1 protein-coding gene is annotated in these 251 nt (G+C 60.6%); it reads right to left on the bottom strand.

From position 1 onward, the window contains the following. Nucleotides 1–212 (bottom strand): hypothetical protein (locus ACPYOJ_RS36110; protein WP_481420496.1); only part of this gene is annotated, 212 nt, incomplete at its 3' end. Nucleotides 213–251 lie beyond the last annotated feature (39 nt).

Raw genomic sequence — 251 nt, 5'->3', positions numbered from 1 at the left:
GCCACCAGAACAGCGTCCTCGCTTGAGAGAGGGCCGCACTCACGCATCCCGAAATAAGCCGTCATGCCGCTGGTCCCGAAAACCGATAGGAGGGTTTCCGGCGACCAGCGCGCAGCAATCTGCGGTCGGAAGACATAGGTCCATTGCGAGTTGGTTTGGTTTAGCGCCCTGACCTCGGCCGAAGCCGGACCATAACCGATCGCCGGGTCCATGCTCCTAATATACTGGAACTCCTGCCATCCCGCCTGGCA

Source organism: Rhizobium sp. SVR5-9E, from assembly GCF_056755095.1.
This window is presented reverse-complemented; position numbering and strand designations above follow the sequence as displayed.